Origin of the sequence: Clostridium estertheticum (assembly GCF_018861295.1) — a bacterium.
GTDB lineage: Bacteria > Bacillota > Clostridia > Clostridiales > Clostridiaceae > Clostridium_AD > Clostridium_AD estertheticum_D.
In genome coordinates this window covers 154540-176242 of record NZ_JAHLDM010000002.1, presented here as the reverse complement: position 1 = coordinate 176242, position 21703 = coordinate 154540, and the positions used below count along the sequence as shown (strand labels likewise).

The following is a 21703-nucleotide window of genomic DNA, read 5'->3' as shown; positions in this document are numbered from 1 at the left end:
TATGTAAGATATAAAAATACAAGGAGGTGAAAATTATGTTTGAAGAAATTAGAGCATGTATATCATCACAGTTAAATATAGATGAGGAAGAAATAAAAATAGAATCATCTTTTATGAATGATTTAGGTGCAGATTCTCTTGATATTGTAGAATTAATTATGGAACTTGAGGAAAAATATGATATAGAAATTCCTGATGAAGATGTTGAGAAAATTGCCACTGTTGGTGATATAGTAGAATATATTAAAGCTCATTCTGAGGAATAAGTGATATAACTACGGATAAAATTTTTAAAATAAACTTCCGAGAAGGAGTAATGATTATGAAAAATGATATACAATTACAAGACCTTGAAAATAAACTGAAATTAAATTTTAGCGATAAGGATTTATTAAAAACTGCAATTACCCATAGTTCTTATGCAAATCAAAAAAAGAAGGTTGAGTTTAATGAAAGACTCGAGTTCTTGGGGGATTCCGTATTGCAGCTTATAATATCTGAACACTTATATAGTCGTTTTACGCAGAAACCTGAAGGTTATTTAACTAAAATTAGGTCACTGATCGTGTGCGAAAATTCGCTTTGTGATATAGCCAATAGTTGGGAACTTGGTTTATATATGAACATGAGTAAAGGTGAAGAAATTACTGGCGGTAGAAATAGAGTGTCGATACTTGCTGATTGTGTTGAAGCAGTGCTTGCTGCCGTATATTTGGATAAAGGAATAGAGTATTCTAAGGAGTTTATACTTAATAACTTTAAAACAACTATTGAGAAAGCAATTAATAATGAGATAATTTTAGATTATAAGACAAAACTTCAAGAGATATTTCAGCAAAATGGAGAAGTGAATATCTGTTATGAGCTTGTAAAATTTGAAGGACCACCTCATAGACGAAAGTTTTTTGTTAATATTTTGATAAATGATTGTGTGAAAGGTTCAGGGCAAGGGTTTAGCAAAAAAGAAGCAGAACAAAATGCAGCTAAAGAGGTTATGGTAAATAAGGATGATGTACATGAGTAATTTGCATTACATTATTCCTATATTTGTTCCACATGAAGGGTGCCCCCATGAGTGTGTATTTTGCAATCAAGATAGTATAACAGGCACAAAATCGAAAGTCGATGCAATGTATGTGGAAAAAACAATAAATGAATACCTTGAAACCATAAAGTATGATGATGCTATTATCGAAGTATCCTTTTTTGGAGGGACATTTACAGCTATAAAAATAGAAAAACAAATAGAATTATTAACTGTTGCTAAAAAGTTTAAAGATAATAATAAAATAAAATATATTAGGTTATCTACAAGACCAGATTACATTGATGATAATATATTAAAAAATTTAAAAAAGTACTCTGTAGATATTATAGAACTTGGAGTGCAATCTATGGATGAAGAGGTGCTGTTAAAATCTGGACGGGGTCATACTGCGTCAGATGTAGAATATGCATCTAAGCTTATAAGGCAATATGGTTTCACTTTAGGACATCAAATAATGATAGGCCTTCCAGGAGATAATATAACTAAAGATATTGAGACAACTAAAAGAGTTATTGCTCTTAAGCCAGATATTTGCCGTATATATCCTGCTCTTGTGATTAAAAACACTCAAATGGAAAAAATGTACATAGAGCATAAATTTAAACCTTATTCACTAAGTGAGGCGGTAAATATAAGTAAGATTATTTATATCATGTTGACCCAAAATAAAATAAATGTTATTAGAATAGGATTACAACCTACAAGTGAGATATCAGAGGGACATGATCTTGTTGCGGGACCATTTCATCCTGCATTTAGAGAGCTGGTTGAGGGTAGCATATATAGTGATTTAATATATGATGTTATCATGAATAGTTTTAATAAAGAGGTTATTCAAGATAGGGCTTTAGTAAAAATTAATCCAAAAGATATTTCAAAGCTCTATGCTAATGGAAAAATTTATTTTAATGAACTAAAAAATAGATTAAAAACAATTTCTATAGATGTATCTCAAGATATTACAGTTAAACGTGGAAGTCTTAGCATAAAAATAAAAGAACAGTGTATTATTATGACTACATATGAGTATGTGTCTATAAAGTATAAAAAAAATTCTGATTTAGTGTATAAAATATAATTTCAATTCTTAAAAGGTTAATAAAGTATATATTGCATTTAACAAATTTACAGTAATATATTCTTTTTTATATTAAAAAAATTGAAAAATTAAAATATGAGGTGACGTATGAAAAAGGCAAAAAGAGATAAATATACAAAGGTAATAATTTATGGCATTGTTTTTATTTTCACTATAGGTTTTGTATTGCCAATGTTATTTAGGTAAAATAGGAGAGTGTTTCATGTTCTTAAAATCAATTGAAATAAGAGGATTTAAATCCTTTGCAGATAAGACTGAATTAACATTTGAGAAAGGTATTACAGCAGTAGTGGGACCTAATGGAAGTGGGAAAAGTAATATCTCGGATGCTGTAAGATGGGTCCTTGGAGAACAAAGTGTGCGAAGCCTAAGAGGCGATAAAATGGAAGACGTTATATTTGCAGGTACACAGTTTAGAAAACCAGTGGGGCTAGCTCAGGTGTCGTTAACACTTGATAATAGTGAGTCGGAATTGGATATTGACTATGCTAATGTAACTATATCAAGAAGATTATATCGCTCAGGAGAAAGTGAATATTTAATAAATAATACATCTTGTAGGTTAAAAGATGTTCAACAGCTTTTTATGGATACAGGCATAGGAAAAGAAGGATATTCAATTATTGGTCAAGGTAAAATTGATGCTATTTTAAGTGGTAAAGCTGAAGAAAGAAGAAAATTATTTGAAGAAGCAGCAGGAATTGTTAAGTATAAAACAAGGAAAGAAGAAGCAGAAAAAAGACTAGATAATACAGATCAAAATTTAATTAGAATAAGTGATATCTTAAGTACTTATGAGGAACGATTGGAACCATTAATGAATGAAAGTGATAAGGCAAAAAGATTTCTAAAGCTTTTCGAAGAATTAAAAAGCAAAGAGGTTAGCATAATTATTGATTCTATTACTAAAGTAGAAGAAAAAATGGAAGGATTACATGATGAATTAGATAATTTACAGGTAGAAGTTGTAAAAACTACGGAAGAAAAAATATCTTTTAAGAAAGATGTTGAATTATTAAATGATAAGTTTGAAAAATTTGAAAATAAAAGCCAGGAAGAAAAACAATTATTTTATGATAATAAAATAAAATATCAAAATAATATTTCACAAATAAATATTCTTCATGAGAGAATAGAAAATTTAGAAAAAGTCATTGATAAAACAACTAATGAGAGTTGTATAACTCATAAAAGTTTGTTAGAACTTAAAAACAATAACACAAAAGCCGAGGATTCATTAAATAATATAAAAAAGATTCAAATAGAAATAGATGAAGAAATCAAATCAGAAGAAATAAAAATAAAAATGATTCAGGAAAATATAGAAATTGAAAGCAATGAAATTAAATCGCTTAAGGAAGAAAAACAAAATAATATTAACGGAAATATGGTGTCTAGCAATAGTTTGTTATTATTAAATAATAACATAGATATATCTAAAAATAGAATAATTATGCTTACAAACACTATTTACGATCTTGAAAATTCAATAAAAGCGAATCTTACTGTAAAAATAACGCTTGAAAATGAAATGAAAGAAGTAAGGCACAAGATAATACAATGTCAAAGTCAACTTGATAAAAATAAAATCGAAATAATTAAACTTCAAAATATTTTAGCTACGGATGAAAAAGATATGAAGAATTGTAGTTTTAAAATTAATAAGGCGGAAGCTAATTTTAATGTGCTTACAATACTCGAGAAAAAACATGAAGGTTATAATAAATCGGTAAAAAACTTAATGCAAAACGTTAATGAAGGTAAAATAGGTAACGTTCATGAATGTTTTGTACTTGGTGAAATTATAAGGGTCGAAAAGTATTTAGAAGTAGCTTTAGAAATTGCTTTGGGTGGTACTATATCACACATAATAACTAAAGATGAAAACGTGGCAAGAACATTAATAAATTATTTAAAAGCAAATAAACTTGGACGCGCGACATTTTTACCACTAAACATTATTAAGGGCAGAAAGATTATCATTGATAATGAAACTAAAAGTAATCCAGGTTTTGTAGGAATAGCAAGCGAACTTATAGAATATGATGAAAAATTTTGTGAGGTTATGGCATTTATTTTAGGGAGAACAATTATCTGTAAAGATATGGATTCAGCTTTGCAGATATCAAAATGTAATAATCATAGAATCAAAATTGTTACGTTATCGGGTGAGGTTATAAACGTTGGTGGGTCACTAACTGGTGGAAGTGTATATACAAAAACATCAAGTATAATTGGAAGAAAAAGAGAACTTAAAGAATTAGATAAGGATTTATCAACTCTAAAAAAGGAAAATACTATTTATCTAGAAAAAATAAAAAAAGGTAAAACTGAAATTTTAAGATATGATGATGAAAATTTAAAAATAAGAGAAAAAATTCACTTTGAAAACATTGAGGTAGCAAAAAAAGAGGCTAAAATAAACTCAATAGTGGATGATACAAATAGATTGCAGAGCAATAGTAGAAATTCAAATATTGAAAAATCTTTAGAAGATAGTAAACTTAAAAAAGGATACATAGAAATTGAAGAAAAAAATATGTTAGTTACTAAGTTCACACATTTAAAAGACGAAATAGAGCAAAATTTAAATAGAATTGAATTTAAATTAAAAGATAAATTGCAAGAAATTGATAATATAAAAGAAGTAATTACAGAGTCTAAGATAAAAAAAGCTCGAATTTATGAGGCGTTACGTAATAAGGAGTCCGAAATAAAAAGATTGAATGTAGACATATTATCTCGAAGTGAAAAAATAATTATGTATTCTAGAGAAATAGAAGAGGCTATAAAAAATAAGGAAACAAGTATATGTTCAATTCAAAGTGTAGAAAAAAAGGCAAATGAAATAATGATTAACATAGAAGATATGAAAAAAAACTTTGATGATTATGAAATTCAAAGGATTAAGATTAAAGAGAATATAAAAACAAATGTGGGTCAGTTTGATAATGTTACGTCGATACTTGAAAAAACAGAAAAAAGTTTATATAAGTGTCAATTAGCCCTAGCAAAAGTAAGTATGGAAAAGGATAATTACTATAAAAAATTGAATGAGGACTTTGAACTAACATATGCGGAGGCGCTAATATTTAAAAAAGAAATTGATGATATTCATAAACTTAAAAATGAAATAGCAACATTAAAAGGGGATATAACACTTCTCGGTAAAATAAATGTAAGTGCTATTGAAGAGTATAAAGAGGTCAAAGACAAATATACATTTATGAATACTCAAAAGGAAGACTTAGTATCAGCTAAAAATGAATTATTGACTGTAATAAGTGGAATGACGCAAAAAATGAAAAAAATATTTGCGGAAAATTTTATTATATTAAGACAAAATTTTAATGAGACATTCATGGAGTTATTTAAAGGTGGTAGCGCAGATTTAATACTTACAGAGGGCGATGAACTTACAGCGAAAATTGATATAAACGTGCAGCCGCCAGGAAAAAAACTTCAAAATATAAGTTTAATGTCTGGTGGGGAAAAAGTTTTATCAGCGATTGCACTATTATTTGCAATACTCAAAATGAAACCAACGCCATTTTGTATTTTGGATGAAATAGAGGCAGCGCTCGATGATGCAAACGTTGTTAGATACGCAGAGTTTTTAAAGAGATTTGCGGACAATGTTCAATTCATTATAATAACCCACAGGAAAGGAACTATGGAGGCTGGGGATGTATTGTATGGTGTTACTATGGAAGAAAAAGGTGTGTCAAAAATAGTATCCATTGATTTAAAAAAGTAAAGATTTATAATAATCATTTTGTTCATAAAAGTAGAAACAAGGAGGACTTGAAATGTTTGGAGGATTTTTTGATAAATTAAAAGATGGATTAGCAAAGACTAGAAATAGTATTACAGAAAAAGTTAGTGAAGTATTAAATTTAGCAATTACAATTGATGATGAATTGTATGAGGAACTAGAGGAAATATTAATCACATCAGATATAGGTGTAGATACTTCTGTTTATGTAATTGAAAAACTTAGAAAAAGAGTAAAGGAATTAAAAATAAAAGACCCATCAGAGATTATACCATGTTTAAAAGAAGTTTTAATGGATATATTAGGTGAAGAGGAAGATCAAATAAAGGATGTAGAGCTACCAAAGGTAATTTTGGTAATAGGAGTTAATGGAGTAGGGAAAACTACTTCCATTGGTAAAATGGCATCATCATTAAAGTCTAAAAAGTATAAAGTTCTTATTGCTGCAGCAGATACATTCAGAGCAGCGGCAATTGATCAGTTAGAAATTTGGAGTAGTAGAGCAGATGTTCCATTAATAAAACACCAAGAAGGTTCTGATCCTGCGGCTGTAGTTTTTGATGCTGTTCAAGCAGCTAAAGCTAGAAAAGTTGATGTGCTAATTTGTGATACAGCAGGAAGGCTTCATAATAAAAAAAATCTTATGGATGAATTAGCAAAAATAAATAGAGTTATTATAAGGGAATACAGCGAGGCTCATATGGAAACACTACTAGTTATTGATGCAACTACTGGTCAAAATGGAATTCAACAAGCTAAGCAGTTCATGGAGATATGTCCGATTGATGGTATAATACTAACTAAATTAGATGGCACGGCCAAAGGTGGCGTTGTAATATCGATTAAGAATCAACTTAATATACCTGTTAAATATATAGGTGTTGGTGAGGGGGTTGATGATTTACAAGAGTTTAATTCTAAAGATTTCGTAGAGGCTTTGTTTTAAAGTGTATATAAAAAATATAAAAATATATGCCTGTTAAGTAAAACTACTTGACACTACATTTAAACTCTGATATTATATTATTTGTGAGTCGGTGATGAAATGGAAAAAAGATTTGAAATTTCACTATTATTAGATTTTTATGGAGAATTACTTACGCAAAAGCAACGAACCATAATGGATTTATATTTTAATAATGATTTGTCTTTATCTGAAATAGCAGAAATAAATAATACTAGTAGGCAAGCTATTCATGATACTATAAAAAGATCTGATAACGCGCTTTTAGTATATGAAGAAAAATTGAAATTATTAAATAAAGACCATGAATTAAAGAAAACCTTTGACAATATAATATTAGAATTAGATGAATTACAAAATAATATAAAAGATGAAAAAATGAATCAGCTTATATGTGACATAAAAACACAAATTATCGAGAATGTTTAGGGGGTTTATTATGGCTTTTGAAGGGTTATCTTCTAAGTTACAGGATACCATAAGAAAATTAAAGGGTAAGGGTAAGCTTTCCGAAAAAGATATTAAAGATGCTATGAGAGAAGTGAAATTAGCATTATTAGAAGCTGATGTTAATTATAAAGTAGTTAAAGATTTTGTGAAAAATGTAAGTGAAAAGTGTTTAGGTAATGGAGTATTACAAAGCTTGACACCTGGGCAACAAGTTATCAAAATTGTTAATGATGAGTTAACTAGTTTAATGGGTAATTCAGAAAGCAAGTTAGAGTTTTCAACTAGTGGGTTAACAGTTATAATGCTTGTGGGGCTTCAAGGTGCGGGTAAAACTACAATGGGTGGTAAACTTGCTCTTTCTCTTAAAAGAAAAAATAAAAAACCGCTATTAGTAGCTTGTGATGTATATAGACCGGCTGCAATTAAACAATTGCAAGTAGTTGGAAAACAAATTGAAGTTCCGGTATTTACCATGGGAGATAAAGTGAGTCCTGTAGATATAGCAAAAGCATCAATAGACTTTGCTCGTGAAAATGGTAATAATGTAGTTATATTAGATACAGCAGGAAGACTTCATATAGATGAAAACTTAATGGAAGAACTTCAAAATATGAAATTAAGTGTAAAGCCAAATGAAATAATGTTAGTAGTAGATTCCATGACCGGTCAGGATGCGGTTAATGTAGCGGATAGTTTTAATTCACAGCTAGATATAACTGGAGTGATTTTGACTAAATTAGATGGAGATACAAGAGGTGGCGCAGCACTATCCATTAAAGCAATAACTGGAAAACCTATAAAATTTGTTGGTTCTGGTGAAAAAATGAATGATTTGGAAGTGTTTTATCCAGATAGAATGGCATCAAGAATACTTGGTATGGGAGATGTGCTATCATTAATAGAAAAAGCACAGGATTCCTTTGATGAAAATGAAGCAAAAGAACTTGGTAACAGAATGTTATCTCAAGAATTTAACTTTGATGATTATTTGGCATCAATGCAGCAAATGAAGAAACTTGGACCACTTAATAAAATAGTTGAAATGATTCCAGGGTTCAATAAAAAGGAATTGCAGGGTGTAGACTTATCTCAAGGTGAAAAGCAAATGGGAAAAAGTGAGGCTATCATAAGATCAATGACTGCATCAGAAAGAAAACATCCTAATTTGGTTAGTGGTTCTTCATCTAGAAAAAAGAGAATTGCTAATGGTTCAGGTACTTTAGTCCAACAGGTAAATAAGGTTATAAAAGAATTTGAAATGATGAAGAAAATGATGAAACAAGCAAAAGGATTCCAAAAATCCGGCAAAAAAGGAATGTTTGGTAAAATGCCTTTTTAATAAAACACTTGATAGATTACTAGATACAGATTTAAGGAGGTGATATACATGGCAGTTAAAATAAGATTAAAAAGAATGGGCGCTAAACATGCTCCATTTTACAGAGTTGTAGTTGCAGATTCAAGATCTCCTAGAGATGGTAGATTTATTGAAGAAATAGGATACTACAATCCAACAACAGAACCAACAACTATTAAAATTGATGTTGAAAAAGCAACTAAATGGATGAAGAATGGTGCACAACCATCTGATACAGTTAAAAGGTTACTTAGCAAAATAGCAGTCAACTAGAAAAGTTTGTAAGTAATGAATGGAGGAGTTTTCCATGAAGCAGTTACTTGAAGTATTGGCAAGGTATTTAGTTGATAAACCAGAAATGGTAGTAGTAAACGAAGTAGCACATGAGCATACAGTACTTTTAGAATTATCTGTAGCACATGAAGATATGGGGAAAGTTATAGGAAAACAGGGTAGAATAGCGAAAGCTATTCGTACTGTGGTAAAAGCAGCTGCTGTTAAAGAAAATAAAAAGGTAGTTGTTGAAATAAAGTAAGAGTTAGGTTCAACCTAACTCTTATTTTATTTAAATATCGAGATTTATTTATAACATAAATAATATTGAAAGGAGGATTTTAAATGAAAGAATTTATGAGCGTAGGTACGATAGGTAAGACACATGGCTTAAAAGGTGAAGTTAAAGTTTTTTCGTTAACTGATAGTCTCGAAAGATTTAAAAAATTAAAAAATGTGTATATTGATGGTGAGATTAGAAAAGTTGAGGGTTGTAAACTTCAAGCAGATAAAGCAATACTTAAAATTGAAGGCATAGATACCATAGAACAAGCAGAGACATATAGAAACAAGTATCTGATGGTTAAACGAGAAGATGCAGTTAAGCTAACAGAGGGAAGCTACTATGTTGCTGACTTGCTTGACTGTGGTGTCTTCGAGGAAGGCTCAGATGAAGAACTAGGTAAGGTATTTGATGTTCTTAATACACCCGGAAATGATGTATACTGGGTTAAAGGAAAAGAGGAATTACTTATTCCAGTGCTTAAGAATATTGTAGTTAGTGTAGATATTAATAAACATATAATAATAATTAAACCAGTAAAAGAATGGCAAGAATGAAAATAGATATATTAACTCTATTCCCTGAAATGTTTGAAATTTTTAATTATAGTATGATTGGAAAAGCAATAGAGAAAAACATAGTTAATATAACATCTCATAATATTCGTGATTACACAATTGACAAACATAAAAAAGTAGATGATTCTCCATATGGTGGTGGAGCTGGTATGGTAATGCAAGTTCAACCATTAGTTGATTCAATTCGTGATGTTAAATTAAGAAATGGTGGAAAAGTAATATTTTTAGGACCAAGAGGAATTACATTTACTCAAGATGTTGCAAAAGAGCTATGTAAGGAAAAAGAATTAATATTTGTATGTGGTCATTACGAGGGCATTGACGAGCGAACTTATGAGTATATAGATATGGAAATGTCTCTCGGAGATTTTGTTTTGACTGGTGGGGAAATGGCATGTATTCCTATTGTGGATAGCATTTGTAGGTTAATCCCAGGAGTATTATCTTGCACGGAGAGTTATACAGAGGAATCTTTTTATGACGGGGTACTTGAGTACCCACATTATACAAGACCAGAATGTTTTGAAGAGAAAAAAGTTCCGGAGGTTTTGATATCTGGGCATCATGAAAACATACGAAAGTGGAGAAGACTGCAATCATTATTAATCACTAGGGAAAAAAGACTAGATTTGTTTCAAAAACTTAAGCTTACGAAAGAAGATAAAAAATTATTAAGTGATAAACAAAAAATAGAATAATGAATAGTTATTTGCAGCTTAAATATCTTTAATATAAGAATAAAAGACAATTTTATGTTGATATATATATATATTTATGATAAAATATAGTTTGTGCTAGTACGGGCGCTCCTCTGCCATAATTTAATGAGTACGAACGTCACAATAAAATTTTAGGAGGGAATGCACATGTTAGAAATTATAAGATCAATAGAAGCAGAACAAATCAGAACTGACTTACCAGTATTTAATGTAGGTGATACAATTAAGGTTCACATTAAAATTAGTGAAGGTAACAAGGAGAGAGTCCAAGTTTTCGAAGGAACCGTTCTTAAAAGACAAAATGGCGGTATCAGAGAAACTTTCACAGTAAGAAGAGTAGCATCTGGTGTTGGTGTTGAAAAAACATTCCCAGTTAATTCTCCAGTAATTGAAAAAATTGAAATTGTAAGATTAGGTAAAGTTAGAAGAGCTAAACTATTCTACTTAAGAGATAGAGTTGGTAAATCTGCTAAGGTTAAAGAAAGAATGAGATAAAATGGGGGGGCTGAAAAGTCCCTTTTTACATTTAACGACATTTTAAATGGGAGTCTTCCACTGCTACAAGTGTGAGGTATATACCCTAATAAATATAAAACTTCAGTGCAAGTATAAATCCTCTTCTGGAGTCGTTAATACATCTTCTATGAATCTGTGAAGCGACCCAGGAGATGATTTAGCTATAATATAACATACATAAATAGGAAAGTTATTAATGTATATTACAAAAATAAAAAAATTGTAAGATAGGGAGGATTAGATAAATATGGCAATGACCATAAATTGGTTTCCGGGACATATGGCGAAAACTAGAAGACAAATTGGAGAGAGCTTAAAACTTGTTGATGCTGTGATAGAAATTAGAGATGCAAGGATAGTTAAATCAAGTGCAAATCCACAAATTGATGAGATATGTAAAGATAAGCCTAGAGTTATTTTGCTAAATAAGAGTGATTTAGCTGAAGATAAAGTTACTAAACAATGGATAGAAAAACTTACAACTGATACTGTAAGGCCACTTGCTGTAAATTGTATTACGGGTCAAGGGTTAAAAAGTATAAAAATCACACTTGATGAATTATTGAAACAAAAACATGATAGGCAAAGAAAAAAAGGCTTAGTTAATATAGTTACGAGAGTTATGGTAGTGGGTATACCTAATGTTGGTAAATCTTCTTTTATAAACAAACTTGGGAAAAACAACATTACTAAAACTGGTGATAGACCAGGAGTTACTAAAAGCAAGCAATGGGTAAGAACTACCTTAGGAATAGAGTTAATGGATACTCCAGGTGTATTATGGCCTAGATTTGAAGACGAGACAGTTGGGCTTAATTTGGCATTTACAGGTGCTGTAAAAGATGAGGTCATAGATATAGAGGAATTAGCACTTAGATTAGTAGAAAGACTTCAAATTAATAATGCGCAGCGATTAATGGAAAGATATAAACTTACAGAAATTATGGAAAATCCTTTAGATAACTTAGATAATATAGCTAAAAAAAGGGGAGCTGTGATTTCAGGGGGTAATATTGACTATAACAGAGTTGCAGTTATGCTTTTGGATGAATTTAGAGGTGGTAAATTAGGTCCTATATCTCTAGAGAGAGTCAAGGAAGATTAGGTTTATACATATAAGATATCACATACAAATATTGATTAAAGTATAAAGGCATCTTAAAAAATTAGCCAGGTGTTCTAATGTTTTTAAGATGCCAAATTCAAGATATCTGTCGATTATAAAGGAGAAATATTATGAATTTTAGTGTGGATTTTTCAAGCATGAAATATAAAGAAGTAAAAGAATATATTTTGAATATAGAAGATATTGAAAACGTTTCCAGTAAGGCCGAAAAAGAAAATATAATAAACAGACTTTTGCAAGATAAGAGAAAAACTGTTCAAAAACTAGGGATTAAAACGTCTAAAATATTAGAGGAAAAAGAAAAAGAAATTCAAAGGGTAAGGAAAATGTATGACTTTGATCGAAGTTTTGGAGACTTTAGATATGTAGCTGGGGTAGATGAGGTTGGGCGTGGACCTTTAGCTGGACCAATAGTTGCAGCGGCAGTATTATTTGATTCAAAAGTAGTCGAGGACAAAGACTTAATATTAAGAGCTAATGACTCTAAAAAATTGTCGATATCTTGTAGAAAAGAACTATCACTTATTATTAAAGAAAGGGCATTAGCTTACACGATTATTGCTATTGATAATAAGCAAATAGATGAAAAAGGAATTGCTTGGTGCAATAATGAAGTATTTTTAGAATCCTGTGCAGGATTAACTACTAAGCCGGATTTAGTTTTATCTGATGGATATAGAATAAAAAATTATCCTGATTTAAATGAATTTGTAATAAAGGGAGATACGTTAAGTATAAGCATAGCATGTGCGTCTATAATTGCAAAGGTATATAGAGATGAATTAATGGCAGATTATCATGAAAAATATCCTAATTATGGATTTGATAGAAACGTTGGATATGGTACTCAGGAACATGTACTTGCGATAAAAAAGTTTGGAATTATTCCGATACATAGAAAAAGTTTTTTAACAAAAATCTTAGAATAAATTAATAAAAAATTTACAAATGCACTTTGCAAACTACTAGGTGCATTTATAGAATTTATTTTAAGGATACTTAAAATTACAATTGGAAAGCATCTTCAATATGATTAACTAAAAAATCATTATTATCCTTATTTAACAATACTTCAATAACATCAAATCTAAAATTTCTGTCTATAATATTTTTCTTTAAAATATAAACCTGAGCTGTTTTATAAATTTTATGCTGCTTATAAAGAGTAACTGACTCTGCTGGTATTCCAAAGTTTATTCCATATCTAGTTTTTACCTCGATAAAGCAAATATAATCTTTATGTTTTGCTATTATGTCTATTTCACCACATTTGCAGCTAAAGTTTTTGTCTATTACTTTGTAACCTAAATTCTTTAAAAAAGTTTCCGCTATTTCTTCACCAAATGTTCCAATGTCTTTATTAAAAGTTTTCATGAAAAACATCCTTCCTTAATAATGCATAAATTACAAAAAATATATATACACTAATATTAAAATAAAAAGTATTAAAAATCAATACTTATCTTCTTATAAGAGGATAAAAAATCATGTATTTAGGCAGAATATTATGCTGAAATGGAAATTATATAGTTTTATGTAGAAAATTAGATGAATAAGGATTATAGTATAATTATATTGGTTTAAAAATGAAAAATTTAATTGTTCTTAATATTATTTTACAACACTAATATTATATAATCGGGGTGTAAGCGAATGGAAAAAAGATGTATACCTATTTTAGAGTGTGAACTTGGTGAAATAATTGCTCAAAAAGTGGTAAGCAAGTACGGTTCGACTATTGTTGTTGAAAACACTACAATAAATAGTTATATTAAAAATAAATTAATTGCATTTGAAGTAGATTATATTTGGATTTATGGAGTTTGTATAGGGGAATATATTAAATATAAAGACAATGATCTAAATCAATTAAAGCGGAGTTATAACAGAAATATATTAGAGATCAAAAAAATAGTGAATGATTTAACTATTGGAAATAATGTAAGTATTGAAAAAATAGATTTAATATCTAATTCTATATATGAACCTATAAACAATGAATATCATGTTGTTCGATGTCTAAATGAATTAAAATCCATGGATGAAGATGCTTTTACTCATAGCATAAATGTGTCGCTGTACGCTATGTTATTGGGAAAATGGATGCTGTTACCAGAAAGCAAAATAAAAGATCTTATACAAGCAGCATTGCTCCATGATGTTGGGAAAACAAAAATACATAATTCCATTTTGAATAAAAAAGGAAAATTAGATATTGAAGAATTTGAAGAAATAAAAAAACATCCTATTTATAGTTTTGAAATTATAAAAGGTATTGATGGTCTTTCAGTGGAAAGCAAGGAAGCTGTATTAAAACATCATGAAAGAGAGGATAAATCAGGTTATCCAGAAGGTATAGGAGGATCTGAGATGAGTATATGTTCCAAAATTATAGCAATTACGAATTTCTATGCTTCAATAACTTCTGAAAGGACTTATAGAAAAAGAGTACATCCTTTTGAGGCTTTTAAGATTTTTCAAAGTCAAGGTAGTGTTAGTTTTGATATACATATAGTAAATACTTTTTTATCAAATATAGCTGCTTGTTATGTAGGTACGAAAGTCTTGTTAAATAATGGGAAGATTGGTGAAATTGTATATGTGCCACCACAGGCTATTACTAAACCAATCGTGTGCGTTGATTCTGAGTATTTAGATTTATCTAAGGAAATTAATTTAAGTATTGTAAATATGTTGTAAATTATAGGCGCGAAGTAAGAATTTGTAATGAATATGGACAGTTAATAATTTTTAGGATTATTAACTGTCCATATTTTTTGTATAATATTATAACTATTAAAAATTTAGTTTTTATTTCTGCTTGATATCTTCATTAAATCTTTTATTTTTAACCGTTTGCCATAGTGAAGAATAGCAGCAGAATATATTTTTATTGAAATCCAAGCTATAAAAGCGATAGTTATAACTAAGGAGAGGAGAGAAGCTGTAATTTGCCAAATAGGAACTTCTGTAGCTAAAATTCTAGAAGGCATGGAGAAAGGAGATGAAAATGGAATGATAGATGACACAATAGATACAGTTCCCTTTGGGACTGCAAGTGAAAAATTTCCCAAATAGAATGCAGCTATAGATATAAAGGAAATTGGCATAAGAGCTGAGTTAACATCTTCAGCTTTACTAACCGTGGCTCCAGCAACTGCATTCATCATAGCATATAGGAAATAACCTAATATGAAATATACAACTATCATTACAATACTAAAGGGTGTAAAACTTGAAAAATCAAGTGCTTGCCCACCTATAGAAAAATTATCAGGGAAAGTTAATTTATAGGTTAGTAAACCAGTACATACAACCATAAATACTTGAACTAAACCAAGCAGACCCATAGCAGCACTTTTTCCAAGAATTATTATTGAAGGTTTTGTTGAGGTTACAAGAAGTTCCATTACTCTTGAAGTTTTCTCAGAAGCGATAGACATAGCCACTCCATAACCATAATAATAAATTGAAAAGAAAAGTAATATACTTACAATCATACTTGATATAGAACTACCAACCTTTCCTTTTCCTAGTTCACTCACATTAAAGGAAACATCTGTTTGTAACATTTTGGTTATATTATTTGGCACCTTAGCTTCTTTTAGTAAGTTCGTTACAAAGTTGCTTTTTATATATTGACTTAGCGCAGAAGGATCTAATCCATCGCCAGATTGTTTAACTATATAATTAAAAGTGGGCACACCGTTTTTCTCATCTAAAATTAGAAGAGCGTTATTTTCTTCTTTTTTCACAGTTTTTTTGAGAGAATCAATGTTAGTAGTAGTTTCAGGTTTAAATTTATACTGAGAAAAGGCGGTGTTAAGTTTATTTAAATTTTCTTTTAAAATACCTTTAGAATCAACTACAAATATAACTCCTTTGGTTTTGGTGTTTGATGATTCTTGCTGCGTTTTATTTTTCGAAGTATTATTAAAGCTTTTTATTATAGCTGGCATGCTAACAATAACTGCGGTTAATATAAGTGTTATTATAGTTGAAATAATAAATGACTTTTTTCTTGAATTTTCTTTAAAAGTATATTTTAAAACAGTAAAAAATCCTCTCATTGTTATTCACCTACCTTTTCAATAAATATTTCATGGAGAGAGGGTTCACGAATCTCAAATTTATCAAGTCTTATTTTCGATGATATAATTTCACTCAGAAGGCTATAGGCTTGCTCATTAGATTTAATTTTTAGCTCATATCCAGTAGCATTTTTTGATATAAGATTTATACCTCGGTCGTTAATAAGTGTTTCAATTTCCTCTTTGCAGTTAATTGTAAGATTTGTCCTTCCATAACTAGATTTTATTTCTTTTAGATTTCCATTAAGAACTGTTTTCCCATCTTTTAGTATTATAAGGTCTTCACAATAATCTTCAATGGATTCCATTTGGTGACTAGACATTATAATAAATTTACCCTTTTCAACTAATTCATAAATTACACTTTTAAATAAATCAGCATTAACTGGATCAAGACCACTTAGAGGTTCATCTAAAATAATTAATTCAGGTTCATGTATGAGCGCTGTTATAAATTGAATTTTTTGTTGATTACCTTTAGATAATTGTTCTGCTGTAGAGTTTGAATATTCAGTCACTTTAAGTCTGTCAAACCAATAGTTTATGGCTTTTTTAACTGACTTTCCATCCATTCCTCGAAGTTTTCCAAAATAAGAAAGCTGATCGACTATCTTAGCCTTAGGATATAATCCTCTTTCCTCAGGTAGATACCCGAATTTTACAGTTTCCCTTGTAACGGGTTTTTCATTCCATTGAATGCTTCCACCATCTTTTTCAAGAATCCCTAGAATCATTCTTATGGTAGTGGTTTTTCCTGCACCATTTGTGCCAAGTAAACCAAATACACCTGGATTTTGAATTTTGAAAGAAATATGGTCTACTGCAGTCTTTTCACCAAAAGTTTTAACTAAGGATGATACATCTAATGACATTTTATAATCCCCCTTTGTATAGCTTATAGGGGGATTATATCATTATTTACAATAGTTTACTAACAATTAACCTTGATGGGACATTAATTTCACAAAAAATAAGTGTGTTTAGAAGTTATTTATTTATTTTGAAAGAAGATTCATAAACGTTGTAATGACACCCGCGTTACAAAAATCTATAAATAAACTACCAACGAGTGGTACAATAAAAAATGCTTTTGAAGAAGCACCATATTTTGTTGTCATAGCTCCCATGTTCGCCATTGCATTTGGGGTCGCACCCATGCCAAATCCACAGTTACCAGAAACAATTACTGCTGCATCATAATCTCTTCCAAGAACATTGAAGGTTACAAAATAGCAAAACAATCCTGTAAGAATTGTCTGAGCTAGTAACATTACTATTAGAGGTAACGCTAAAGCTGATAATTGCCATAACTTTAAGCCCATTAATGCCATAGTTAAGAATAAGGATAATGAAACTTCTCCTATTATATCAACTTCTTCTGAGTGAACTTTATATGCATTTGTACAATCAGATATATTCCTTAGAATTGCAGCTGCAAACATTGCTCCAATATATGATGGGAAAGTCATACCTGTTTCTTCTAAAACAATTGATATAATTGTACCTAGTCCCATGGCTAACAAAATCTGAGTTGCGGCACCCATGAAATTATCATGACGGAGTGGTTTTTCATTGCTTTCTTCGGTTTCTACCACTTGGTCATGTGCATTTGAGTTGATTTTCATAGGGTAGGAAAGATTGTTTTTTTCTATTAATCTTTTTCCTATAGGTCCACCAATGATGCTTCCCATAACTAAACCAAATGTTGCTGATGCAAGTGCCACAGTGGTTGCACCTATGGCACCCGCTTTTTCAAATATTGGACCAAAGGCACCTGCAGTTCCATGACCACCTACCATAGGAACAGACGCGGTAGAAAGACCGATAAGTGGATTTAAACCAAACATTTTAGCAAGTGTGACACCTGTAATATCTTGAAGAACACACAGTATTATGGATATACCTAAAAAAATTAAAACCCCTTTTCCACCTTTTTTTAGTAATTTAAGGCTTGCTGTAAGTCCGATAGTTGTAAAGAATACCGTCATAAATAATTTTTGAAGTGTTATATCCATATCAAAAATTAATAGGTTACTCATCTTTAGTATTAAAGTGATTATTGCAAAGATTAATCCCCCAATCACCGGTGCGGGTATACAGTACTTATCTAAAAAAGCGAGCTTGTTTTTAATCTGTTGTCCTATGAATAGAACAACAACAGCAAGGGACGCTGCTTGAACCATGTCTAATTTTAAAGCCATTTTTATTACCTCCTAGTATAGTGTGTTTGTAAGTGTTGGTAATAAACAAGCCATAATAACTATTAATGTCATCACTAAAATCTTATTTAATGTTTTAAACTCACAATTTAATTTGAATCTTATCTTAATTCAGCAAATAAAAAAGCGGAGAAGGGTTTTCTACAAAGCCTGTGTTAAGTGGAGTTTACAGGTATGTATTATATAACTCTTTTCCGATTGCTTTAGGATAAGAAGTATGTGAGCTTAATTATAAAGACTCACATCGCTAATTGTAACAAACATAATGAGATTATGAAAGTGAAAAATAAATTTCATGTAAGGTTATTTTGTTGATAATTATGTCAATAATTATGTAATATGAACTAGGAAATAAAAAAGGTAAGGGTGATAATATGGCAATACAAATTATGTCAGCAGCATTTACAGGAATTAAAGGCGTTATAGTTACCGTTGAAATTGATATAACTAGGGGACTACCAGCCTTAAATATCGTCGGACTTGCAGATATATCTGTTAAAGAATCAAGAGAACGAGTACGTTCTGCAATACTGAATTCAGGATTTGATTTCCCGGTAAATAGAATAACTATAAATTTAGCACCAGCTGATTTAAAAAAAGAGGGATCGTTATTTGATTTACCAATAGCGATAGGGATTCTTCTTGCAACTAAACAAATAAGTGTTAATGATATTAATGATTATCTTTTTATTGGAGAATTATCATTATCAGGTAAATTAAAAAAAATTCGTGGAGCCTTACCTGTAGTTATGGAAGGAATTGAAAATAAAATTGAAAAGTTTATAGTTCCGACATATAACGCAAGAGAATGTAGTCTTGTTAAATCTGCAAAGATATTTCCTTTGGATGATTTAAAACAAGTAGTAGACTTTTTAAATTATAAAGATTTAATGCCTTATGAGAGAGGCAAAGATATAGAAGTATTAATTAATGAAGAGTTAGATTACGCGGATGTTATGGGACAAGAAAGTTCGAAACGTGCCATTGAAGTAGCAGCTGCTGGGGGACATAATCTGATTATGTATGGGCCACCGGGCTCTGGTAAATCAATGATGGCTAAAAGAATCCCTAGCATACTACCGTCTTTAAGTCAAGAGGAGTCACTCGAGGTTACAAAAATCTATAGTGTTTCTGGAAAGCTTGGCAATAATGAAGGGATTGTTTTGCAACGACCATTTAGAAGTCCTCACCATACTATATCGCGGATTGCTTTAGTTGGTGGTGGAAATAAAATAATACCTGGAGAAATTTCTTTAGCTCACACGGGGGTATTATTTCTAGATGAAATATTAGAATTTAAAAAAAATGTCTTAGAAGTGTTAAGGCAACCTTTAGAGGAGAGAAAAATAACTATTTCAAGAGTTAGTGGGACTATAGAATACCCATCTAATTTTATGTTTGTAAGTGCATTAAATCCATGTCCTTGCGGATACTATGGATCTTACGTGCGGCAATGTAGTTGTACTGAATATGAAAGAAGAAGGTATTTGAGTAAGCTTAGCGGACCACTACTAGATAGAATTGATATATTTACGGCAGTTAATTTTTTGCCTTATAATAAAATAATTGGTAAAAAAAGCAGTGAAAAATCTAGTATTATTAAAAAAAGAGTCATCGAGGCAAGAAATATTCAAGAGAAACGTTTTAGTACGGAAGAAATTCACTGCAACGCAGAGATGAACCAAAAGTTAATTAAAAAATATTGCCATATAGATAAAAAAGCAAGTAAAATTCTTGAATTAATGTACAATAAATTTGCTTTAAGTACAAGGGCTTATTCAAGAATCATTAAAGTATCTAGAACTATAGCAGATCTAGATGGAAGTGAAAATATCTTAGATAAACATATTATTGAGGCAGTGCAATATAGAAAATTTATTGATGAGCAAATAGTTTAATGACATTTCAGAAGGAAAGTCTCCCATTTCTATAAATACGAGTTACATACTCTAATAAATAGAAAACTTCAGTGAAAGTATAAATCTCCTTCTGAAGTCGTTAATGCATCTTCTTCGAAGCTGTTGCAGCGACCCAGGAGATGATTTGATTATTAATATAAGTTGTTATAAAAAATATATGCAGGAGGTATAGAAAAAGGATGAATGACTACGATATATGGTTTTCATTAGTTAAATTATCCCCAAAAATAAAACTGAAATTGATAAATGATTTCCATAATACGCAGCAAATATGGTATTATGGTGTACGTAATAAAAAAACAGAATATTTTAATAATACTTTAATTAATGTTCTAACTTGCGCTTGGAGTGATAAAGAAATTGATAATGTACGAAGGAATTTAGAAACTAATGAAATAAAATCCATACAATACTACGAGGATGGGTATCCTCAAAAATTAAAAAATTATGATGATGCACCATACACATTGTTTTACAAAGGCAATATAATGCCATTAAATGAAGGGTATAACATTTCTGTAGTGGGATCTAGAAAGTATTCAAATTACGGAAAGGATGTTACTAAAATTATATGTTCAGATTTATGCGCAAGTAAAGTTAATATTATCAGTGGCATGGCAAAAGGGATTGACACGTTTGCTCACGAGAGTTGTTTAGCGAATGATGGATACACTTGTGCAGTTTTAGGATCAGGACTTGATGTAATATATCCTAAAGAAAATTATAGAATATTTAATGAAATAATTCAAAAGGGTGCTGTTATTTCGGAATTCTTACCAGGAACGCCACCATATGCTTATAATTTTCCTCAAAGAAATAGAATTATAAGTGCTCTTGGTGACATTATTATTGTAATAGAGGCTGGCGAGAAAAGTGGTTCTTTAATTACTGCAAATTTGGCACTTGAGCAAGGTAAGGATGTCATGGCTGTGCCGGGATCTATATTTTCATTCGAAAGTAAAGGAACAAATAAGTTAATTAAAGATGGAGCATTCCCACTTACATCTAGTAATGATATATTTGAAATACTTGGAATAGATATTAAAACTAAAAAAAACACCGCTGTAAGGTCTTTAAATAGTAAGCTTAGTGAAAAAATATATAGCATTATAAGCGATAGTCCATTACATATTAATGACATTATTAGAATAACTAGCATTGACATAAAACAATTATATGAGGTATTATTTGAAATGCAGATTAAAAATGAAGTATTATGTCTAGCAGGAAACTATTATGTAAGAGTAAATGACAAAATATAAGTAAATATAAGTTAATTATATTAG

General features: G+C 30.1%; 21 protein-coding genes. 17 read left to right on the top strand and 4 right to left on the bottom strand.

All coding sequences use genetic code 11. The features are described 5' to 3' along the window. The first annotated feature begins 35 nt into the window (after positions 1-35). From acpP to KPL54_RS03150, 14 genes are all read left to right on the top strand, one after another. Positions 36-266, top strand: coding sequence for an acyl carrier protein (acpP, locus tag KPL54_RS03215; RefSeq protein ID WP_071613244.1), 231 nt, complete (start codon positions 36-38; stop codon positions 264-266). 56 nt (positions 267-322) lie between these two features. Then, positions 323-1024, top strand: a complete 702-nt coding sequence (gene rnc, locus KPL54_RS03210) for a ribonuclease III (RefSeq protein ID WP_216104647.1) — start codon at positions 323-325, stop codon at positions 1022-1024. Further along, positions 1017-2126 (top strand): elongator complex protein 3, encoded by a 1110-nt coding sequence (locus KPL54_RS03205; protein ID WP_216104644.1) that lies wholly within the window; start codon positions 1017-1019, stop codon positions 2124-2126. Before rnc ends, KPL54_RS03205 begins: the two co-directional genes overlap by 8 nt. Before the next feature lie 223 nt (positions 2127-2349). Next, positions 2350-5904: a chromosome segregation protein SMC gene (gene smc, locus KPL54_RS03200; RefSeq protein ID WP_216104642.1), complete on the top strand. Its 3555-nt coding sequence runs from the start codon at positions 2350-2352 to the stop codon at positions 5902-5904. 52 nt (positions 5905-5956) lie between these two features. Then, positions 5957-6868, top strand: a complete 912-nt coding sequence (gene ftsY, locus KPL54_RS03195) for a signal recognition particle-docking protein FtsY (protein ID WP_216104640.1) — start codon at positions 5957-5959, stop codon at positions 6866-6868. Positions 6869-6967: 99 nt separating this feature from the next. Continuing rightward, positions 6968-7315, top strand: coding sequence for a putative DNA-binding protein (locus KPL54_RS03190; RefSeq protein ID WP_171296907.1), 348 nt, complete (start codon positions 6968-6970; stop codon positions 7313-7315). Positions 7316-7325: 10 nt separating this feature from the next. Then, the gene (gene ffh, locus KPL54_RS03185) at positions 7326-8675 is read left to right on the top strand and encodes a signal recognition particle protein (protein ID WP_216104638.1); all 1350 of its coding nucleotides are present in this window, start codon (positions 7326-7328) and stop codon (positions 8673-8675) included. A 48-nt stretch (positions 8676-8723) separates the two neighbouring features. Then, entirely contained in the window at positions 8724-8966 is a 243-nt protein-coding gene (gene rpsP, locus KPL54_RS03180; RefSeq protein ID WP_071613237.1) for a 30S ribosomal protein S16, read from the top strand. Positions 8967-9000: 34 nt separating this feature from the next. Beyond that, positions 9001-9228, top strand: coding sequence for a KH domain-containing protein (locus KPL54_RS03175; RefSeq protein WP_216104636.1), 228 nt, complete (start codon positions 9001-9003; stop codon positions 9226-9228). A gap of 83 nt (positions 9229-9311) precedes the next feature. Next, positions 9312-9806 carry a ribosome maturation factor RimM gene (rimM, locus tag KPL54_RS03170; protein ID WP_216104634.1) on the top strand — a complete coding sequence of 165 codons (495 nt, stop codon included), beginning with the start codon at positions 9312-9314 and terminating at the stop codon, positions 9804-9806. Next, positions 9803-10525, top strand: coding sequence for a tRNA (guanosine(37)-N1)-methyltransferase TrmD (gene trmD / locus KPL54_RS03165; protein ID WP_216104632.1), 723 nt, complete (start codon positions 9803-9805; stop codon positions 10523-10525). Before rimM ends, trmD begins: the two co-directional genes overlap by 4 nt. A gap of 168 nt (positions 10526-10693) precedes the next feature. Beyond that, a complete protein-coding gene (rplS, locus tag KPL54_RS03160; protein ID WP_171296911.1) occupies positions 10694-11041 on the top strand; it encodes a 50S ribosomal protein L19 in 348 nt (115 codons plus the stop codon). Positions 11042-11315: 274 nt separating this feature from the next. Then, positions 11316-12167, top strand: coding sequence for a ribosome biogenesis GTPase YlqF (gene ylqF, locus KPL54_RS03155; protein ID WP_071614976.1), 852 nt, complete (start codon positions 11316-11318; stop codon positions 12165-12167). A gap of 131 nt (positions 12168-12298) precedes the next feature. Beyond that, on the top strand, positions 12299-13117 hold the full coding sequence (locus KPL54_RS03150; RefSeq protein WP_216104630.1) for a ribonuclease HII: 819 nt from the start codon (positions 12299-12301) through the stop codon (positions 13115-13117). Positions 13118-13193: 76 nt separating this feature from the next. Here KPL54_RS03150 and KPL54_RS03145 read toward each other — a convergent pair whose 3' ends face one another. Beyond that, positions 13194-13562 (bottom strand): YraN family protein, encoded by a 369-nt coding sequence (locus KPL54_RS03145; RefSeq protein ID WP_216104628.1) that lies wholly within the window; start codon positions 13560-13562, stop codon positions 13194-13196. 279 nt (positions 13563-13841) lie between these two features. Between KPL54_RS03145 and KPL54_RS03140 the strand changes: the two genes are divergently transcribed. Further along, on the top strand, positions 13842-14888 hold the full coding sequence (locus KPL54_RS03140; protein ID WP_216104626.1) for an HD-GYP domain-containing protein: 1047 nt from the start codon (positions 13842-13844) through the stop codon (positions 14886-14888). A 104-nt stretch (positions 14889-14992) separates the two neighbouring features. Here KPL54_RS03140 and KPL54_RS03135 read toward each other — a convergent pair whose 3' ends face one another. From KPL54_RS03135 to gltS, 3 genes are all read right to left on the bottom strand, one after another. Next, positions 14993-16258, bottom strand: coding sequence for an ABC transporter permease (locus tag KPL54_RS03135; RefSeq protein ID WP_216104624.1), 1266 nt, complete (start codon positions 16256-16258; stop codon positions 14993-14995). Positions 16259-16260: 2 nt separating this feature from the next. Continuing rightward, positions 16261-17151: an ABC transporter ATP-binding protein gene (locus KPL54_RS03130; RefSeq protein ID WP_216104622.1), complete on the bottom strand. Its 891-nt coding sequence runs from the start codon at positions 17149-17151 to the stop codon at positions 16261-16263. Between the two features lie 123 nt (positions 17152-17274). Continuing rightward, positions 17275-18480 (bottom strand): sodium/glutamate symporter, encoded by a 1206-nt coding sequence (gene gltS, locus KPL54_RS03125; RefSeq protein WP_216104620.1) that lies wholly within the window; start codon positions 18478-18480, stop codon positions 17275-17277. 392 nt (positions 18481-18872) lie between these two features. On the opposite strand from gltS, the gene KPL54_RS03120 reads away from it, so the two are divergent. Together KPL54_RS03120 and dprA are read left to right on the top strand one after the other, a co-directional pair. Then, positions 18873-20396: a YifB family Mg chelatase-like AAA ATPase gene (locus KPL54_RS03120; RefSeq protein WP_216104618.1), complete on the top strand. Its 1524-nt coding sequence runs from the start codon at positions 18873-18875 to the stop codon at positions 20394-20396. Between the two features lie 200 nt (positions 20397-20596). Beyond that, positions 20597-21679 (top strand): DNA-processing protein DprA, encoded by a 1083-nt coding sequence (dprA, locus tag KPL54_RS03115; protein WP_216104616.1) that lies wholly within the window; start codon positions 20597-20599, stop codon positions 21677-21679. Positions 21680-21703: the final 24 nt, after the last annotated feature.

Excerpts from the sequence above, each read along its gene's own strand:
- acpP (WP_071613244.1), top strand. The coding sequence starts at position 36 with ATGTTTGAAGAAATTAGAGCATGTATATCATCACAGTTAAATATAGAT.
- rnc (WP_216104647.1), top strand. The coding sequence starts at position 323 with ATGAAAAATGATATACAATTACAAGACCTTGAAAATAAACTGAAATTA.
- KPL54_RS03205 (WP_216104644.1), top strand. The coding sequence starts at position 1,017 with ATGAGTAATTTGCATTACATTATTCCTATATTTGTTCCACATGAAGGG.
- smc (WP_216104642.1), top strand. The coding sequence starts at position 2,350 with ATGTTCTTAAAATCAATTGAAATAAGAGGATTTAAATCCTTTGCAGAT.
- ftsY (WP_216104640.1), top strand. The coding sequence starts at position 5,957 with ATGTTTGGAGGATTTTTTGATAAATTAAAAGATGGATTAGCAAAGACT.
- KPL54_RS03190 (WP_171296907.1), top strand. The coding sequence starts at position 6,968 with ATGGAAAAAAGATTTGAAATTTCACTATTATTAGATTTTTATGGAGAA.
- ffh (WP_216104638.1), top strand. The coding sequence starts at position 7,326 with ATGGCTTTTGAAGGGTTATCTTCTAAGTTACAGGATACCATAAGAAAA.
- rpsP (WP_071613237.1), top strand. The coding sequence starts at position 8,724 with ATGGCAGTTAAAATAAGATTAAAAAGAATGGGCGCTAAACATGCTCCA.
- KPL54_RS03175 (WP_216104636.1), top strand. The coding sequence starts at position 9,001 with ATGAAGCAGTTACTTGAAGTATTGGCAAGGTATTTAGTTGATAAACCA.
- rimM (WP_216104634.1), top strand. The coding sequence starts at position 9,312 with ATGAAAGAATTTATGAGCGTAGGTACGATAGGTAAGACACATGGCTTA.
- trmD (WP_216104632.1), top strand. The coding sequence starts at position 9,803 with ATGAAAATAGATATATTAACTCTATTCCCTGAAATGTTTGAAATTTTT.
- rplS (WP_171296911.1), top strand. The coding sequence starts at position 10,694 with ATGTTAGAAATTATAAGATCAATAGAAGCAGAACAAATCAGAACTGAC.
- ylqF (WP_071614976.1), top strand. The coding sequence starts at position 11,316 with ATGACCATAAATTGGTTTCCGGGACATATGGCGAAAACTAGAAGACAA.
- KPL54_RS03150 (WP_216104630.1), top strand. The coding sequence starts at position 12,299 with ATGAATTTTAGTGTGGATTTTTCAAGCATGAAATATAAAGAAGTAAAA.
- KPL54_RS03145 (WP_216104628.1), bottom strand. The coding sequence starts at position 13,562 with ATGAAAACTTTTAATAAAGACATTGGAACATTTGGTGAAGAAATAGCG.
- KPL54_RS03140 (WP_216104626.1), top strand. The coding sequence starts at position 13,842 with ATGGAAAAAAGATGTATACCTATTTTAGAGTGTGAACTTGGTGAAATA.
- KPL54_RS03135 (WP_216104624.1), bottom strand. The coding sequence starts at position 16,258 with ATGAGAGGATTTTTTACTGTTTTAAAATATACTTTTAAAGAAAATTCA.
- KPL54_RS03130 (WP_216104622.1), bottom strand. The coding sequence starts at position 17,151 with ATGTCATTAGATGTATCATCCTTAGTTAAAACTTTTGGTGAAAAGACT.
- gltS (WP_216104620.1), bottom strand. The coding sequence starts at position 18,480 with ATGGCTTTAAAATTAGACATGGTTCAAGCAGCGTCCCTTGCTGTTGTT.
- KPL54_RS03120 (WP_216104618.1), top strand. The coding sequence starts at position 18,873 with ATGGCAATACAAATTATGTCAGCAGCATTTACAGGAATTAAAGGCGTT.
- dprA (WP_216104616.1), top strand. The coding sequence starts at position 20,597 with ATGAATGACTACGATATATGGTTTTCATTAGTTAAATTATCCCCAAAA.